This is a genomic window from Dactylosporangium sp. NPDC049742, assembly GCF_040674675.1.
GTDB classification, from domain to species: Bacteria; Actinomycetota; Actinomycetes; order Mycobacteriales; family Micromonosporaceae; genus Dactylosporangium; species Dactylosporangium maewongense.
Map to the genome: position 1 here is coordinate 109,365 of NZ_JBFANF010000030.1, position 16,070 is coordinate 125,434.

General features: G+C 73.0%; 9 protein-coding genes and 1 pseudogene. 2 read left to right on the top strand and 8 right to left on the bottom strand.

Translation table 11 applies throughout. The features are described 5' to 3' along the window. Window positions 1-14: 14 nt before the first annotated feature. Window positions 15-5,348, bottom strand: a complete 5,334-nt coding sequence (locus AB0J72_RS31805) for an AAA family ATPase (protein WP_363405003.1) — start codon at window positions 5,346-5,348, stop codon at window positions 15-17. A gap of 264 nt (window positions 5,349-5,612) precedes the next feature. Between AB0J72_RS31805 and AB0J72_RS31810 the strand changes: the two genes are divergently transcribed. Beyond that, window positions 5,613-5,882, top strand: coding sequence for a metal-sensitive transcriptional regulator (locus AB0J72_RS31810; RefSeq protein ID WP_344513859.1), 270 nt, complete (start codon window positions 5,613-5,615; stop codon window positions 5,880-5,882). A gap of 10 nt (window positions 5,883-5,892) precedes the next feature. On the opposite strand, the gene AB0J72_RS31815 is transcribed toward AB0J72_RS31810, so the two are convergent. The 4 genes and pseudogenes from AB0J72_RS31815 to AB0J72_RS31830 all read right to left on the bottom strand — a co-directional run. Beyond that, window positions 5,893-6,669 (bottom strand): sulfite exporter TauE/SafE family protein, encoded by a 777-nt coding sequence (locus AB0J72_RS31815; protein WP_363405005.1) that lies wholly within the window; start codon window positions 6,667-6,669, stop codon window positions 5,893-5,895. Between the two features lie 97 nt (window positions 6,670-6,766). Further along, complete coding sequence (locus AB0J72_RS31820; protein ID WP_363405063.1) at window positions 6,767-7,348, bottom strand: rhodanese-like domain-containing protein; 582 nt, start codon at window positions 7,346-7,348, stop codon at window positions 6,767-6,769. Then, complete coding sequence (locus AB0J72_RS31825) at window positions 7,345-8,748, bottom strand: MBL fold metallo-hydrolase (protein WP_363405007.1); 1,404 nt, start codon at window positions 8,746-8,748, stop codon at window positions 7,345-7,347. The genes AB0J72_RS31820 and AB0J72_RS31825 overlap by 4 nt, the downstream gene beginning before the upstream one ends. A gap of 266 nt (window positions 8,749-9,014) precedes the next feature. Then, window positions 9,015-9,434 (bottom strand): annotated as a pseudogene (locus tag AB0J72_RS31830) (response regulator transcription factor); the annotation flags it as partial. Window positions 9,435-9,464: 30 nt separating this feature from the next. Between AB0J72_RS31830 and AB0J72_RS31835 the strand changes: the two are divergent. Further along, entirely contained in the window at window positions 9,465-10,193 is a 729-nt protein-coding gene (locus tag AB0J72_RS31835; protein ID WP_363405009.1) for a substrate-binding domain-containing protein, read from the top strand. Window positions 10,194-10,202: 9 nt separating this feature from the next. Here the strand turns inward: AB0J72_RS31835 and AB0J72_RS31840 are convergent, their stop codons facing one another. The 3 genes from AB0J72_RS31840 to AB0J72_RS31850 are packed head-to-tail and all read right to left on the bottom strand — an operon-like array spanning window position 10,203 to window position 16,068. Continuing rightward, window positions 10,203-14,201: a glycoside hydrolase family 38 C-terminal domain-containing protein gene (locus AB0J72_RS31840; protein ID WP_363405011.1), complete on the bottom strand. Its 3,999-nt coding sequence runs from the start codon at window positions 14,199-14,201 to the stop codon at window positions 10,203-10,205. Then, window positions 14,198-15,091, bottom strand: a complete 894-nt coding sequence (locus tag AB0J72_RS31845; protein ID WP_363405013.1) for a carbohydrate ABC transporter permease — start codon at window positions 15,089-15,091, stop codon at window positions 14,198-14,200. The genes AB0J72_RS31840 and AB0J72_RS31845 overlap by 4 nt, the downstream gene beginning before the upstream one ends. Beyond that, window positions 15,088-16,068 carry a sugar ABC transporter permease gene (locus AB0J72_RS31850; RefSeq protein WP_344513843.1) on the bottom strand — a complete coding sequence of 327 codons (981 nt, stop codon included), beginning with the start codon at window positions 16,066-16,068 and terminating at the stop codon, window positions 15,088-15,090. The genes AB0J72_RS31845 and AB0J72_RS31850 overlap by 4 nt, the downstream gene beginning before the upstream one ends. Between the last annotated feature and the right edge of the window lie 2 nt (window positions 16,069-16,070).

The window sequence follows — 16,070 nt, forward strand, 5'->3', positions numbered from 1 at the left end:
GTGCGACCGGCGCGTCACTGACCGGCGTCGCCGTCCACGGCCGTGAGCGGTATCTCGACGGTGAGACGGGTGCCGCCGCCGTGCGGGCTGTACAGGGTGATGCGGCCGCCGAGTGCTTCGGCACGGTCTTTGAGGCCGAGCAGGCCGGTGCCGTGGGCGAAGTCGGCGCCGCCGATGCCGTTGTCGTGGACGCTGACACGCAGGACGCGGTCGGTGGTGACGGTGATGGTGATGGTCGAGGCGTGGGCGTGTTTCGCGGCGTTGGTGAGTGCCTCGGCGACGATGTAGTAGGCGCTGACCTCGATGGGTTCCGGGAGCCGTCCCACAATCTGGAGGTTGAGCTCGACGGGGATCGTCGAGCGGCGGGCGAGTGACCGCAGGGCCGGACGGAGCCCGCCGGCGGTGAGGATCGAGGGATGGATGCCGTGCGCGGTTTCGCGGAGCTCGTCGGCGGCGGTGGTGGCCGTGGTGACGGCCTGTTCGAGTTGCTGGGCGACCGTGTCGAGGTGGGGTGGGAGCGTCGCCTGGATCGCGCGCAGCTGCAGGGCGAGCGCGACGAGGCGTTGCTGGGCGCCGTCGTGCAGGTCGCGTTCGATACGCCGGCGCGTCTGGTCGGCGGTGGCGACGATACGGGCGCGGGAGGTGGTGAGCTCGGTGCGGCTCTCGGCGTTGGCGATCGCGGTGGCCACGAGTTCGGTGAAGTCGGCCAGGCGGCGTTCGGTGTCCTGGGGCAGTCGCTGATGCCCGGATCCAACGCCGATGGCGCCCCAGAGCGCGCCCTCGACGGCGATCGGGCTGGCGACCGCGCAGCGGCACGGGATGGGCAGGTCCACCCAGCTGGACCGGCCCGCGTCACGGCGGGCCGCCTGGCCGGTGGCCTGCACCGATGCCAGCACCGAGTCGGCGTCGAGCTTGGCGCGTGAAGCTGACGGCGGGTCTTCGAACGGGTAGCCGCCCATGGCGGTCGCCTCGCCGTCCGGCTCGAACCGGACGATCGCCGTGCTGTCGGCGCCGAAGAGGGCGGCGACCTCCTCGGCCACCGCGGTGAAGACGGGGCCGGGGCCGACGCCGTGGGCGACGAGGGTGGCGACCCGACGGAGGGCGGCCTGCTCGTTGGCGATGCGGCGGTATTCGGCGTAGAGGTGGGCGTTGTCGAGGGAGACGGCGAGTTGACCGGCGATGAGCTCGACGGCGTCGAGCCGTTCGGTGGTGAACGCACCGCGGATGAGGCGGTTCTCCAACAGGAGCACGGCGCGCAGCGTGCCGCGGCTGACGATCGGCACGGCGAGCAGGGAGCAGCAGGTGACGTCGGTGAAGTAGGGGTCGCGGGAGAAGCGGTCGTCGCGGGTGGCGTCGTCGACGACGAGCGGGGCAGGTATCCGTTGGGCGTATCGCAGGACGGACAGTGGTGCGAGCTGTTCGTGGCCCGTACCGGTGACGGGGGTGACTCGGCCGGGCGCGGGCAGGAGCCACTCGCATTGGTCGTCACTGCTCATGAGGAGACTGACGCCGGTGGCGCCGGCGATCGCGCTGAGGACCTTGACCAGGCGGGTGTGGAGTCCGTCGATGCTGGTCTCGGAGCTGAGTGCCTGGGAGGCGGAGAGGATACCGAGCAGGTCGATCGTTCCGGTCGTGACGGTGGCGCGGCGGCGGGACAGGTCGGCCGCCGGACCGACGCTCGGGCCGGGTTGGAGCCGCAGCTTCGGGTAGGCCCAGTCCAGTTGCGTGACCTTCGCGGTGGCGCCCCAGTCGAGGTAGTCCTTGCGGGCCTCGACGAGCAGGCCGTAGCCGGCGCGTTCGACGCCGTGGTCGAGGAGAAACCGGGCCGCGCGTTCGGAGATCAGGGCACGGTGCCATGGGCGCTCCCGCTCGATGACGTGGCGCAGCGCGGCGTCGAAGGCGAGGACGGCGGCGCGGAAGTCACCGACGGCCCAGGCCCGCTCGGCCTCGAGCAGCCGCAGCAGGTGCTGGAAGTTGACCGGCACGTCCCTGGCTCGGGCGGCCATCCAGCGCACCTCCTCGTCCAGCTCCCGCAGCGGGCCGTCCCGCTCTCCCCCGCCTGCGGCGCGGACCTGCTCGGCGAGCGCCAGCCCGTGCAGCAGGTGGACCAGGGCCGCGATGTAGACACCGGGGGACGCCGGCAGCAGTGGTACCGCCGCCGTGGCGTGCCGGGTCAGGCGGGCCGCGTCACCGAAGACGGCCGCGGCGAGCGCGCGGGTCGCATGCGCGTGGAGCTCGGCCAGCGGATTGTCGGCGTACCTGTCCGCCGGGAGTGCCCAGCCGGCCCGGCTGGACCGGTCGCCGCGCAGCACGCCGGCCAGCCACCGGTAGCTGTCGAGCGTCTCGCGGATGTGCGCGCCGCCGGTCTGCTGCGCGAAGGCCAGCCCGGCGTCCACCTCGGCCAGGCAGGTGTCCAGCGGTGCGCAGTCCAGCAGGGCCCCGCTGACCACGAAGTACGAGTGCAGGGCGTTGGCCAGCTCACCCCCGGCGATCAACCCCTCCCGGGCCCGCCGAGCCTCCTCGACGGTGCGTTCGACCGGTTCGGACCAGCAGCCCACCAGCGAGGACAGGAAGCGCACCTGTGAGGTCTCGGGCTCATAGCCGCGCGCCTCCCCCAGTGCCAGGACCCGCCGCATCACCCGCCACCCGGCGGCGTAGTCGCTGAAGGTCGCCATGGCGGTGAAGGCGGTGTGGCTGGCCGGGCCGAGCAGAGGACGGGCGGGACCGTGCTCGATCCAGATCCGCAGCGACTCCAGACTCAGCCAGTCGAACGTGGCCTTGTCGGCGGCGAAGTAGACCGCCCCCAGGATCGCGCTGATCACCCGGGCCACGGCGAGCAGCGTCGGGTCGCTGAGGTCCGGCCGCACCAGCTCGTCGGCGTCTTCGGTGTGCTCCAGCCACCGGTACAGCAGGGTGATCTGGCGGTCGACCTCCTCGGCGAGCCGATCCGCGGCCGGGACGGCGAGGCCGAGCTCACGCAGCGACTCCAGGCCCAGCGTGACCGCCTCCCGGTTGCGGTTGCGGTGCATCAGGCTGCGCGCCTGCGCCACCGTCGCGTCCACCCGACCCAGGGCCGTGGGACACAGCCCTTCGATCGTTCGGTACTCCTCGTCCGCCTCCTCCAGGCGGCCCACGCTGTACAGGGCGCGGTGGCGTGCGGTGCTGACCTCGACGAGCGTGGTGACGTCGCCGGGATCGACGAGCGGCACCGCGGCCGCCAGCAGCGCGTTGACCAGGACGTAGTCGCCGATCAGGGCCGCCTGGCCGGCGGCTCGCCGCAGCAGGCCCACCACCCGCCGGCGCTCCGCGGCATCCTCGACGGCGTCGATCACCGGCAGGTACTGCTCGGCCGCCGCCGCGAACAGCTCCGGCACGCGCGCCAGCCGCCGCGCCATGTCCAGCTGCAACGCGGCTCGACGCCCAGGCGCCAGCCCGCGCAGGACCCCGTCGCGGATCCGGTCGTGACGAAACCGCACGCCCTGATGCGCACCGGGCTCCATCACTAGAAGACCTTCGGCGAGCGCCGGCGCCAGCCGCTGTTCCAGCACGCCTGCCGGTACACCGGTGGCGGCCTGCAACAGGCTCAGCTCGCCCCGCCCGGCGAGGCACGCCATCGCCTCCACCACCCGCCGCGTGGGCCCGGGGACCGCCGCGACACCCGCCGGCGGCGACCCGGCAACCTCCGAGCGGACCAGCCGGGCCCGGACGGCCGCCGGATCCCACCGCCACCCGGCAGCGGTCGCGGTCAGCGCACCGTCGCGCCGCAGCGAGTTGAGCAGCTCCACCGTCTCGTACGGATTGCCGGACACGAACGGGTCGATCAGCCGCACCAGGCCGGCCGCCTCGGCCCGCGGCACGCGGAGCATGTCCGCGACGATGGCGACCGTGCCGGGGACAGGCAGGTCGACCAGCCGCAGGTGCCGCACTCCCGCCTGGTCCCGCCACCGTGCCAGCGGCGCCGCCAGCGGATGGGCCTCGTCCACCTCGCCGTCGCGATAGGCGGCCACCAGCAACAGGCCCTCGACCGGCTCCTCGCTCAGCATGAGGTCGACCATGCCCAGCGGCGTGCGCCCCGCCCACTGCAGGTCGTCGACGAACACCACCATCGGCCGCTTCCGCGAGGCGACCGCCCGCAACGCCTCCACCGACGTGCGCTGCACCCGTGTCTGCGCGGTCAGCGGATCGCCCGCTTCGGGCGGCACCCCCAGCAGCGCCGCGAACTCCGGCACCACCGCGGCCAGCTGGCCGGCGTTCGACCCGGCCGCACGCAGAATCCGCTCGCGGACCTCGGCCAGCTCCTCCTCCGGCTCGGCCAGCAACAGCTGACCCAGCCCGCGAAACGCCTGATGCAGTGCGTCGAACTCCAGGTCGCGCCGGTACTGGTCGAACTTGCCCCGCACGAACCAGCCGTCGCCGCCGGTCACCACCGGGCGCAGTGCATCGACGAGCGACGTCTTCCCAACCCCCGGCGCCCCGCTGACCAGCACCCCACGGCACCGGCCGGTCAGCGCCTCCTCGAACGCCACCGTCAGCGTCGCCACCTCCGCGTCGCGTCCCACCAGCCGCGACGGCGGCATCAGCCGCAGCGGCACGTCACGCTCGCCGACCCGCAGCCCCGCCGCGGCCGGGCCCGCGTCGCGCAGCCGCTCCAGGTCGTACACCAGGCCGTCGGCCGTCTGATACCGGTTGCCCGGCTCCTTCTCCAGCAGGTGCATGACGATCTCGGACAGCGGCTCCGGCAGGGCCGGGTTCACCTGAGCCGGCGGCACCGGCACCCGCGCGAGGTGATCGTGTGTCAGCCGCAGCGGGTCGCCGGAGCCGAACGGCGGCTCACCAGTCGCCAGCTCGTACAGCGTCGCACCCAACGCGTAGAGGTCGGCCCGCTGATCCACCGGCCAGCCGGTGCGCCCGGTCTGCTCCGGCGCCAGGTACGCCAGCGTCCCCACGATCTCGCTGTGGTGGGTGAACTCGGGGCGGATCTGCGCCAACGACGACGCCAGGGCGAAGTCGACCAGGCACGGCGCACCGTCCCGGCAGACCAGGACGTTCGCCGGCGTGATGTCGCGGTGCAGCACACCCCGGCGGTGCATCCCCGCCACCGCGCGGGCCAGCCCCGTCGCCAGCGTGATCAGGTCCGCGACCGCCACGGGCTTCGCCAACGCACTCAGACTCGTGCCGCCGACGTCGGCCATGCTGACCGCCCCCGGACACCATGGCGTATCCGCCACCTGGACGACGCCCCGGACACCGCGCAGGCGCTCGAGGATCGCCACCTCGTGCTGCACCCGCCGCGCCGCACCCGGCCCCAGCGGCTCCTTGCGGATGACGACGCGCCCACCGACCGACACCCGACTGATCCGCGTGCGCTCGCTCTCGTGGAGTACGCGGTCAGGTGGAACCCCGCCCGGCAGCACTTCGCCTGCCCCCATCCGGACACCTCCACGGACGGTCGAATCCCCACCTCTACCGTACTGACGCCCATTCCAGGTATGGGCGCCCCCCAAACCACGTTCGGCCACCCAGGGTCGACCTCATGTTGCGGTGATCGCCGACACGCCGCGCGGCGTACCCCAGGGGGTATCCTGAACGGCACAGCGTGGTGAGGAGCAGGCATGCAGATCGACCAGGACGCCCTCGGCGACGTCATCAAGCGGCTGCGGCGCGCCGAGGGCCAGATCCGCGGCGTGATCGCGATGATCGAGGACGGCCGGGACTGCGCGGAGGTGGTCACCCAGCTCGCGGCCGTGTCCCGGGCGCTCGACCGGGCCGGCTTCAAGATCATCGCCACCGGGCTGCGGCAGTGCGTCACCGCGGAGGCGGACGACCGGGAGCCGGCGATCGACGTCGCCCAGCTGGAGAAGCTGTTCCTGTCCCTGGCCTGACGACGCGACCTCAGCCGGCGGCCGGGTGGAGCAGGGTCTGGGTCACCACGAATGCCGCGATGACGAAGACGACGTAGGCGAACCAGCGGCGCAGCCGGTCGGCGGGCAGCCGGGTGGCGACGCGGGCGGCGACCAGCGAGCCGACGATCGCCGCGACGGTGAAACCGGCCGCGATCCCGTAGTCGATGGTGGTGTCGCCGGCGTGTGCGACGAACCCGGCCGCCGAGTTGATCACGATGATGACCAGCGACGTGCCGACCGCGACGGTCATCGGCAGGCCGAGCAGCAGGACGAGGGCGGGGATGATGAGGAACCCGCCGCCGACGCCGAACAGGCCGGTGAGGAACCCGACGGCGACGCCGGCACCGACGGACTTGGGCAGGCAGCCGCGCCAGTTCACCCCGCCGCTGGGCAGGGCGCAGTCCCCGCCCTCGGCACCCTGCCGGCGCAGCATCCGTGCCCCGGCGGCCACCATCATGACCGCGAACCCGATCAGCACGACCCGAGGGTCCAGCAGCCGGTTGACCGCCGCGCCCGCGAACGCCGACACCGCGCCGGCGGCGCCGAACACGGCGGCGATGCGCCAGCGCACCTGTCCGGCGCGGAGCCGGGGCAGCACGGCCGCGGCCGAGGAGATCCCGACCACGAGCAGGGAGGTCGGCACTGCCGCGCGCAGCGGCAGTCCGACGCCGTAGACGAGGGCCGGCACGGCCAGGATCGAGCCGCCGCCGCCGAGCAGGCCGAGCAGGACGCCGATCACGGCGCCCAGGCCGAGTGCCGCGATCATCGTGGACTCCTCTGCGGGATCGGCCGGCCGCCGGCGGCGCCGCGCGGGGTGTGCCCGCCGGTACGGCCGGCCGCGGCGGTGGCCGCTCTCGTGGCGGTCACGGCCGGTCGGCGGCCAACGACCTGATGACGCTGTCCAGGTCGGTGCGGGGGCCTCGGTTGTAGGGCAGCTTGGCCAGCAGCATCCCCATCACGCAGGTGCCCGTCAGCGCGGCGACGGTCAGCCCGGCGCCGACCAGACCGGCGATCCACTTCACCGGCTCCGCCACCACGCTGAGCAGGACCGCGACGAGCACGATCGAGCCGGCGACCAGCCGGACCTGGCGTTCGAGGTCCCATCGGGCCCGGCCGCCGCGAACCGGCCCGCCGGCGGCCTGCCAGGCGGTCATCCCGCCGTCGAGCACGCGCAGGTTGGGCAGCCCGGCCGCGGCGAGGGCCTGTTCGGCCTGGCCGGCCCGCTGTCCGGAGCGGCAGACCAGGACGACCTGTTCGTCGAGGTGGGCGAGCAGCTCGTCGCGGTGCTCGCGGAGCAGGTCGAGGGGGACGTTGTAGGAGCCGGGGATGTGGGCGGTCTCGAACTCGCCCGGGGTGCGCACGTCGATGAGGCGGGGCGTGCCGCCGGATTCCACGAGGTGGCGCAGGTCGTCGACGGGCAGGGTGGAGGTGCTGGCCACGATCAGATGTCTTCCTTGTCGGTGGTGACGGTGGGCAGGCCTGCCGCAGCGGCCTCCGCGTAGGCGTCGTCGATGTGCACGACGCGGTGGCCGGCGCGGACGAGCAGGCTGGTCGCCGCCGCAGCCCGGTAGCCGGAGCCGCAGTGCACCCAGATCACCCCGTCAGGCACGGCGTCGAGGCGGTGCGGCAGGTCGGGCAGCGGGATGTGCGCCGCGCCGTCGATGTGGCCGGCGCGCCACTCGTTGCTCATACGCACGTCGAGCACGACGTCGGGGGCGGGCAGTCCGCGCGGGGGACGGCCGTTACGGGCGGCGGCCAGGTCGGCGAAGGTGGCGGTGGTCAGCTCGCCCAGCCGCGAGGCGTCGCCGCCGGCCAGCTGCCGCGGGGTGCCGGTGGCCGCGGCGGCGGGGCGGTCGATGCCGATCCGGGCCAGTTCCCGCTGTGCGGCGGCGACCTGCTCCGGTGACTCCCCGAGCAGGGTGATCGGGGCGCCCCACGGGGCCAGCCAGCCCAGCCAGGTGGACATCGGCCCGTCCAGGCCGAAGCTCAGCGTGCCGGTCAGGTGCTGGCGGGCGAACGCCTTGCGCGAGCGCAGGTCCACCACCCACTCCCCCGCGGCGATCCGGGCCCGCAGCTCGTCGGCGCTCGCGGGCCGGACGGGGGTCAGGTCGATCGCGTCGGCGCCGTCGGCGTTGCGGGCGCCCATGTGGGCGTAGTACGCGGGGTAGGCGTCCAGCCCGGCCAGGGTCGTGGTGACGAAGTCGTCGGCCTCCAGCCGCAGCACCGGGTTGGCGGACCGTTCCCTGCCGATGGTGGACTCCGACGCGTCGGACTGGGTGGCCGAGCAGAAGCTGCCGAACCCGTGCGTGGGCCACACCTGCGCACCGTCGGGCAGCAGGTCGGCCAGCCGACGGGCGGAGGCGTGCTGATGCAGGGCAAGGGTGTGGGCGTGCTCCTTGCCGAGCAGGTCGGTGCGGCCGGTGGTACCGAACAGCAACGATCCGCCTGTGAACACCCCGACGGGTCCGGCCGGGCCGTGCAGCACGTACGAAAGGTGGTGGAACGTGTGTCCCGGCGTCGCCACCACGGCCAGCCGCAACTGCCCGGACACGGTGATCTCGTCGCCGTCGGTCACTGCCACCCGGTGGAAGGCCACCGCGTCGGCCGCCGCCACCAGGTACGCCGCGCCGGTCACCTTCGCCAGGGCCAGCCCGCCGGAGACGTAGTCGTTGTGCAGATGGGTCTCCACCACGTGCGTGATGCGCACGCCGAGCCGGCCGGCCAGCGCCAGGACGCGGTCGATGTCGCGCTGCGGGTCGACCACCACCGCGACCTGGCCGTCGTGGGCCAGGTAGCTGCGGTCACCCAGGGACGAGGTCGCCACGACCTCGACGTCGATCGTCATTGCGTTTGTCACCTTTCGTCGTTGCCGGGTGTCTCCGCCGGCGTCCGGCGCACATCCAGCGCCCCGACGCTGTTCTCGCGAACGGTCACCAGAACTCCTCAAACATACCCTCGGGGGTATGCGCGGAACGCACGTCCGCGTTGGCCCAATATACCCCCGGGGGTATCCAATGGCGTGTGGAGATCGTCACCCTCGGCGGCAACCCCGCACGTGGGCGCGGTACTGCCAGCGCTGGAGGCCGGCGGAACACGGTCCGGAGCGGCCTGCTACCGGCTCGTGCTCCCGGCGTCGAACCCGTCGGGGGTGACCAGGCCGTTCTGAAAGGCGAAGACCACCAACTGCGCCCGGTCCCGCGCACCGACCTTCGCCATCGCGCGCGCCACGTGGGTCTTCGCGGTGAGCGGGCTGACCACCAGGCGGACCGCTATGTCGTCGTTGCTCAGTCCGGCCGCGACGAGTTGCACCACCTCCCGCTCCCGGGCGGTGAGCAGGGCCAGCTCCGGCGGCTCGGGCCGCCGCCTGGCCGCGGGCTGCCCGGACTGGACCGAGCGTCGGATCACCGCCCGGGTGACGCTCGGCGACAGCAGCGCGTCGCCGCGGGCCACCACGCGCACCGCCTGCACCAGTTCGTCCGGGTCGGCGTCCTTGACCAGGAAGCCAGCAGCCGCAGCGCGGCGGCGGACTGCACGGTGATGGTGGCGATCGCGTGCCCCACCGTGTCGTGCAGGTCCCGGGCGATCCGCGAGCAGTACTACCTGCGCACCCTGCTCAGCCGGAAGGTCGACGGGATCATCGTCACCGGCCGGCGCACCCAGGCCCGCCCCCCGATCAGCACCAACCTCCCGGCCCCCGTCGTCTACGCGTTCATCAGCTCGTCGAACCCCGACGACTGCTCCGTCGTGCCCGACGAGGCCGACGGCGCCCGCCGCGCCGTGCAGCACCTCCTCGCCATCGGCCGGCGCCGCATCGCCCACGTCACCGGCCCCGAGCACCACCACTCCGCGAAGGTCCGCGCCGCCGCCACCGCCGACACCCTCGCCGCCGAAGGCCTGGCCCTCGTCACCCCGACCCTGCACGGCGAGTGGAGCGAGGCCTGGGGCCGCCACGCCGCCGGCATCCTGCTGTCCGCGGACATCGACGCGGTCTTCTGCGGCAGCGACCAGATCGCCCGCGGCGTCACCGAAGCGCTCCGCGAAGCGGGCCGCGACATCCCCCGCGACGTCGCCGTCGTCGGCTTCGACAACTGGGACGTCATGGTCGAAGGCTGCCGGCCACAGCTCACCAGCGTCGACATGGACCTCGAAGGCATCGGCCGCACCGCCGCCGAGCTGTTGCTCGCCGCCATCAACGGCGACCCGGTCCACGGCCAGCGCGCCCTGCCCTGCCGCCTCGTCCCCCGCGCCTCCACGGCCGTCGTGGCTCCCCCCGGCGGCGCCGACCGCTGACCGCCCGGATCAGGGGGCGGCACGGACGACGATGCGGACGGGTTCGGTGTAGGCGATCCGGCCGTAGGCGCTGATCTTGGGTTGGGCCCAGAACTCCCCCGGTGGCGTGCCGACCGGGACGGCGACGGGGAACTCGACGCTCAGCGTGGACCCGGGCGCGACGGTGAAGCCCCGGATCGGCTCGCCTGTCAGCGGCCAGATGTAGTGCGGGGTGATGAGCTGGGCGTGCCCCCGCAGCGGCGTACGCAGGTCGTGGCTCACCCGCACGCGGACGTGACCCCGCGCCCCGGGGGCCAGGGTGAGCTCCGTGCAGTCGGCGCTCGCGTGCAGCAACGGTCCCGGCGCGGGCCGGCCCACGGGCACGACGAGGGCGTCCTGCAGCTGCTGGCCCTGGTGGGTGATGCTCGCCGTGACCGCGTACCAGCCGGGCTCGGCGGCGTCGGGAGCCGTGACGGTGACCGGCACCCCGGCGTGGCCACCCGCGGCGACGGTCACCGACCTCGACCCGGGGGTGGCGGTCCACCCCTCCGGCGCCTCGACGAGCAGGTCCCCGTCGTAGCCGGCGTCGGTGTCGTCGCAGACGATCTGCGCGCACATCCGCACGCCGTCCCCCGGCTGGTCGTCCGGCCGGAGCGTGAGCGTGACCGGCAGGTTCCCCATGGGGGCGGGGCCGCAATTGTGCAGCCAGTACCGGGTGAACACGGGCTGCACCGGTTCGGTGGCCGACACGAGTGCGGTCCCGCCCCGTCCGGCGCGAGCCGGTGACAGGGCCAGCGACGTGATCCGGTACCCCTCGACGTCCAGCCGCAGCTGCCGGCCGTCGTGTTCGACGGGCGCGCCGGGGCGGTCGAGCAGGTCGGCGGTCGCGGCCGAGGCGACACCGGCGGCGAGGCGGATCGCGACGCTGCCGGAGCGGCCGTGGGGCTCGTAGCCGCGGACGATCAGGCGGTCGCACGGGTCGGCGGGCACCGCGGAGCCGGTGGCGAGCGGCTCGCCCCACGGCTTGACCGTGGTGACGACGAAGTCCCCGGCGGGCTCGACGCTCAACAGGGACCCGGTGGCCGGCAGCGGCCCGTCGCCGGCCGGGGCGGCGGTCGCGGCGAGCGGATGGTTGACGGACTCGCCGGCGGCGACGAACCCGGCGGTACGCCATCCGCCGGCGCCGCTGACCAGGTGGTACTCGAAGCGTCTGCTGGTCAGGTGCTGGAAGCTGCGCCCGCCCGGTGCGTTGTGGTCCGGGAAGTTGATCGCGGTTCCGGTGGGCCAGCCGGTGCTCGCGCGGGTCAGCGACATGTTCAGCGTGCCGTCGGGCTCGACCGCGAAGCCGGGGGTGCCGCGGTTGAGCAGCGCGACGGCGTAGTCCTCGACGGCTGCCTCGTTGTGGTGCAGGTCGGACGGCTGCGTGACGTGCACGTTCGCGTCCCCGAGGTCGTCGAGGAGCTCGGTGAGGGCCTGCCGCTCGGCGTCCGCGTCGGTGCCGGCGATCAGCAGGACGGGCAGGTCCCGGATCGAGCGCACGTCGGCGCCCGGCCGCCAGACCTCACGCAGCGGCCGCTCGGCCGGGATCCAGAGGCGGGCCGTGCCGGTGGCCGCGAGCTGGGCGGCCAGTTCGGCGGCGTACGGCGCCGGCGCCCGGTCGAGGAGTTCGGCGACGAACCCGTTGCGCTGCGGGGTGCCGACCGCGACGCGGCAATCGGGGAGGTTGGAGTCGGTGTCCAGCGCGCCGTACCGATTTCCCGTCGCGTTCGTGACGGTGGCGGTGACACCGGCCCGCGCCAGCTCGACGGCGAGCCGCCGGGTCGACGGCCGGCCTTCGTCGCCGTCGGGGACGACGATCTCGGCGATGGACACCGCTCGCGAGCGCTCGGCACGCTGCTGTGGATCGTGCAAGTGGACGGTCAACGCCGCGCCGAGGCCGAACCATTGGTGCGCCGTGTTGTCCAGGGTCCGGGGGTGCTCTGCCGCGTCGACGTCGAGCAGGGCGTAGCCGCGGCCGATGACGGCGGCCGCGGTCTCGCTGACGGGCATGCCGCCGGGGACGTCGCACGGCACGCGCACCCGCAGGAGCCGGTCGGTGGCGGCGAACCCGTCGATGTCCGTGGCGAAGTCGATGCGGTCGATGCCGTGCCACAGGGTGGTCCGCTGCGTGTAGCGGCATCCGTCGATGTCCGCGGTGGCCGTGATGCGCTCGCCGATCGGGCAGCGTTCGACGGTGACGGTCGCCGCGGCGTCCGCGCTGCGCCAGGCGACGGCGTGCGGGAGCAGGTGCCACGGGCCTTCGCCGAACTCGGGGTGGTCGCGGTGCTCGGCGACGCAGACCAGCTCGTTGCCCACCCGGCTCGGCGGGAGGAGGTCCCGGCCGGCGGCGAGGTCGGTGATCTCGGTCAGGGCGCCGCCCCGCGCGGGATCCGCACGGACCCGGTAGCGGTCGTTGGCGATGCCGGTCGCGTCGGCGAGTTGCGAGACGACGTGCCACGCGGACGCCGACGGTTCCGTGGTGCCGGGCAGCACGCGGTAGGTGCGGTAGCCCATCGACGGCACGTCGCGTGCGACCCACCGCAGCAGCGCCCGGCCCGGCCGGCCGTCGGCGGCGGGCGTGAGGGCCTCGGTGAGGTACGGGACCGGGACCCCGCCGTCGTCGGTGAGCGTGACACCGACTGGGTCGAGGTCGATCTCCAGGCTGACGGTGTCCGTCCGGGGGTGCGCCAGGGGGTTGAACACGACGACCGCGGTGCCCTCCCCGCGGGTGTCGACGTGCCGGGTCAGGTGCCGGCGGGCCGACCGGTCCACGTCGGCGGCCAGGTCGTGCGCCTCGCGCCAGCCGGCGACCAGGTCGAGGTAGACCTGGTCGGACTGGGTGCCGGTGACCGCGTCGTGGTGCGCGCCGAACAGCAGCAGCCGCCAGGCCTTGTCGACGGCCGCGGCGGGGTAGGCGGCGCCGTGCAGCGCGGCGAACGTGGCCCACTTCTCGGCGTCCAGCAGGAGCGTCTCCACCAGGCGGTGGGCCTGCTTGGTGTCGATCGCGGTGACGTCCTTGCCGGTGTAGATCGGGTTCATGTCGCGGGTCTGTGGCGTGGCGTGCCGGCCGCTCGCGGCGAGCTCGTCCCGCACGGCGGCGAAGAAGTCGCGCGGCAGGCCGTACCGCAGCCGCACCTGCGGGAACCGCTGCTCCCAGGCGGCGTGCAGTTCGGTGACCCAGCGCATGGGAGGGCTGAAGTCGCTGCCGAGCGGGATCATGACGTTGCGGGTCGCGGCGGCCGGGCTCAGCTGGGTGAACAGCTCGTGCAGCTCCCCCGCCGCGGTCTGCGGGTCCTGGGCGGCGTCGAGGCTGAAGCCGGCCGAGTAGTGCCCGGCCATGTAGTGGGTGAGCAGGCCGTCCCCGCCGGGCGACACCCACTCGAACTCGGTGGGGAACTGCGTCGGCGCGAACGGCTTGCGGTGCTCGCGGATGTTCCAGCTGGTCAGCATGGGACCCCACTGGTGGTAGGGGCCGCGGGCGAACGCGATCGAGGTCAGCCCCGCGCCGGCCATCACCTGGGCGAACTGCGGATCGTGGCCGAAGACGTCCAGCTGCCACGCGGTGGCCGGGACGCCTCCGACGACGTGCCGCTGGAACCCGGTGCCGTGCACGGCGTTGCGGATCGTCGTCTCGATGCCGGTGAGGTTGGTGTTGGGTTCGTTGTAGGTGCCGCCGACCAGCTCCAGGCGGCCGTCGGCGATCAGTCGCCGGATGAGCTCCCGGTCTTCGGGATACGTGTCCCAGTACGGCTTGAGGTAGTCGACCTCGGCGAGGACCACGCTGTACCGCGGATCCTCCTGGATCTTCGCCAGGTGCGCCTTGACGAGGCTGAACGCGCTGTGCCCGGGCCAGGCGTAGCACGCCTGGCCCTCGTCGTCCGGGGCCGGTTGATCCTGCGGCTGGTCCCACGTCTCGGTGTACGCGGACTGGGTGTTCCACCACACCGGGTCGTAGTGGAAGTGCGGGATGAGCCAGACCGTCCAGGTCACGCCTTCACCGCACCCTGCATGATCCCGCCGATGATCTGCTTGCCGAGGAACAGGAACACCAGCAGCACGGGCGCCGTGCTGATCAGGGTTCCGGCGAGCACGAGCGAGTAGTCCATGTAGTAGCCACCGGCCAGTGTGGACAGTGCGACCTGGGTGGTCGGGTTGCCCTGGCCCAGCGCCAGCAGCGGCCAGAAGAAGTCGTTCCAGGCGTTCATGAAGGTGAACAGCCCGAGCACCGCGGCGACGGGCCGTGCCGCCGGCAGCACGACGTGCCAGTACAGCCGGTGCGTCGAGCATCCGTCCATCCGGCCGGCCTCCAGCAGCGCGTCGGGCAGCGCGTCGGAGAGGTACTGGCGCATCAGGAAGACGCCGAACGCCGAGGTGGCCGCCGGGAGGATGACCGCCTGCAGGTGCCCGGTCCAGCCCAGCCACTGCGACATCATGATGTACAGCGGGATGATGCCCAGCTGGGCCGGCACCATCATCGTCACGAGCAGGAACCCGAGCAGGGCGTTGCGGCCGCGGAACTTGAGCTTCGCGAACGCGAACCCGGCCAGCGTGCTGGTGAGCACGACGCAGACCGTGACCACGGTCGCGACGATGATCGAGTTGAGCAGGGCGAGGCTGAAGTTCGCCTGGGTGTACGCCCGCTGCAGGTTCTCCCACAGGTGGCTGCCGGGCAGCAGCCGGGGCGGCCAGCTCCCCGCCACGGAGTTGTCGTTGGATGCCGCGACCACCGACCAGTACAGGGGGAACGCCGACACCGCGGCGATGAGCCCGAGCAGCAGGTAGGTCCTCTTTCCAGCGCGGCGCTGGGCCGGCGCCGCAGTCCGCCCGCGGACCCGGCGGCCGCCGGTCATGGCACGGGAAACCGGGATCAGGGTCGTCATGAGGAGCTCCGAATACGTCGGGACAGCAGGTAGTTCACGCCGACCGCCAGCACGATGATCATGAACATGGCCCAGGAGACCGTGGCGGCGTAGGAGTACTTGCCGTGGGTCCAGAACTGCTCGTACACGTACATGGCGAGGGTCTGGAACTGGCGGGAGTCGCCGCCGGTCGGGCTCATGCCCGGGTTGAACATCAGTGGTTCGGTGAACAGCTGGATCGTGCCGATGGTCGACATGATCACGCTGAAGATGATGGTCGGGCGCAGCGCCGGGACGGTGATGGTCCGGAACTTCCGGAACTGGCCGGCGCCGTCGAGGTCGGCCGCCTCGTAGAGGTCGTCCGACACGGCCTGCAACGCGGCGAGGTAGATCAGGGCGTTGTAGCCGGTCCAGCGCCAGGTCAGGATGACTGCCAGAGCCACCCACGACTGCCAGGTGCCCGCCTGCCAGTCGACCTTGCCCAGGCCGACCAGGCTGAGCACCCAGTTGATCAGGCCGACGTCCCGCCCGAACAGCTGGGCGAAGATCACGCCGACGGCGGCCACCGAGGTGATGTTGGGCAGCAGCACGCCCATCCGCAGCAGGGTGCGGCCTCGCATCTTGCGTTGCAGCAGGTGGGCGATCCACATCGCGAGCAGCAGCTGCGGCACGGTGCCCAGCAGGCCGATCACGGCGGTGTTGCGCAGCGCGTTCCAGAAGAAGTCGTCGTGGATGAGCCGCACGAAGTTGCCCAACCCGACGAACGTGTCGTCACTGCCGGGGATGTCCCGGTTCCACTGCGTAACGGCCATCCAGCCCGTGTAGAGCAGCGGGAACAGCCCGAACGCCGCGAACACCACGAAGAACGGTGCGATATAGAGGTACGGGGTGCCGCTCACGTCGAACTTGCGGCGCAGGCTCGGCCACCGCTCGACCTTCTCCGGCGGCGCGGCCTCCGGTCGCTCGGGCAGCACCGGTGGGGGTGCGATCACTGCCATCA

Excerpts from the sequence above, each read along its gene's own strand:
- AB0J72_RS31825 (WP_363405007.1), bottom strand. The coding sequence starts at position 8,748 with ATGACGATCGACGTCGAGGTCGTGGCGACCTCGTCCCTGGGTGACCGC.
- AB0J72_RS31810 (WP_344513859.1), top strand. The coding sequence starts at position 5,613 with ATGCAGATCGACCAGGACGCCCTCGGCGACGTCATCAAGCGGCTGCGG.
- AB0J72_RS31845 (WP_363405013.1), bottom strand. The coding sequence starts at position 15,091 with ATGACGACCCTGATCCCGGTTTCCCGTGCCATGACCGGCGGCCGCCGG.
- AB0J72_RS31815 (WP_363405005.1), bottom strand. The coding sequence starts at position 6,669 with ATGATCGCGGCACTCGGCCTGGGCGCCGTGATCGGCGTCCTGCTCGGC.
- AB0J72_RS31850 (WP_344513843.1), bottom strand. The coding sequence starts at position 16,068 with ATGGCAGTGATCGCACCCCCACCGGTGCTGCCCGAGCGACCGGAGGCC.